Annotated in this window: 1 protein-coding gene; it reads left to right on the top strand. The window is 68.4% G+C overall.

Going from position 1 to position 1,369, the window contains the following annotated elements:
* Positions 1 to 109: 109 nt before the first annotated feature.
* A partial coding sequence (locus AB0D04_RS42685) for an IS1182 family transposase (protein WP_362712881.1) occupies positions 110 to 1,369 on the top strand: 1,260 nt, incomplete at its 3' end.

Genomic DNA, 1,369 nt, shown 5'->3' with positions numbered 1-1,369 from the left:
CTAGAAGGTTGATGAAGATGTTGGGTTCTGGCTTCGCCGCGTGAGCGGCGGGGCCAGACTCGTTGTTGTGGTTCAAGGGGAGTGGGTCGGGGAGACGGTCGGGCCGGACGTGTGGGAGACCTGCCGGGAGTTGATCCCGGCGGGGAGCGTGTTCGCGTTCCTGGCCGAGCATCGCGGCGCGTTGTTCCCGGCGGAGATGTTCACGGACATGTATCCGTCGGCGAACGGACGGCCGAGCATGCCGCCGCAGATCCTGGCCGCCGCGATCACGTTGCAGGCCCTGCACGGGCTGTCGGACTTCGAGACGGTCCAGGAATTACGGTGTGACCTGCGGTGGAAAGCCGCGTGCGGGCTCGGTCTGCACGACATGGCGTTCGATCCGTCGCTGCTGGCCTACTTCCGCCGCAGGCTGGCTCGCTCGGCCCGGCCGAACCGGGTCTTCGAAACCGTCCGTGAGGTCGTGAAGGCCACCGGCGCTTTGAAGGGCAAACACCGGCGGGCGATGGATTCCACCGTGCTGGACGACGCGGTCGCCACTCAGGACACCGTCACCCAGATCATCGCCGCGATCCGAGCGGTGATCCGTGAGGTCCCCGGCGCCCCTGATGTGGCCGCGGTGCAGTGCACCGCCCACGACTACACCGACCCGGGCAAACCACGCATCGCCTGGAGTGACGCGCAGGCCCGCGCCGACCTGGTCGATGCCCTGGTCGGCGATGCACTGCGGCTGCTGGGACACCTGCCCGAGCAGGAACTCGGCGAGAAGCCGGCGAATGCGGTCGGCCTGCTGGCCCTGGTCGCCGGTCAGGACGTCGAACCCGCCGACGGCAGTGACGGCCGGGACGGGCGCTGGCGGATCACCCGTGGGACCGCCCCTGACCGGGTCGTGTCCACCATCGACCCCGACAGCCGACACGCCCACAAAACCCGCAGCCACTACCAGGACGGTTTCAAGGCCCACCTGGCCATCGAGCCGGAGACCGGGCTGTTCACCGCCGTCGCTCTCACCCCCGCAAGCGGACAGCAGCACCACGAGGCCAGTGTTGCCACCGAGCTCCTGGCCGACGAAGAACAGCCGGTAAACGCCTTCGGTGACACCGCTTACTCCACCGGCCCAGCCCGCCAGGAGTTAGAGGAAGCCGGACACCGGCTGTTCCTCAAACCCGCCCCACTGCGGCCCGCTGTCCCCGGCGGATTCACCCTCGACGACTTCGCCATCGACACCACCACCGCGACCGTGACCTGCCCCGCCGGACACACCGTTTCTCTCTCGGACCCCAGCGGGCAACACCAGCAACGCAAAGCCACCTTCACCAGCCAGTGCACCGGCTGCCCCCTTCGGCAACGGTGCACCAAGGCCAAGGCGGGA

The sequence above is a fragment of the Streptomyces sp. NPDC048483 genome, from assembly GCF_040651455.1.
Classification (GTDB): Bacteria; Actinomycetota; Actinomycetes; order Streptomycetales; family Streptomycetaceae; genus Streptomyces.
Note: the sequence above shows the minus strand (reverse complement) of the source record. Positions and strands in the feature narration are given on the sequence as shown.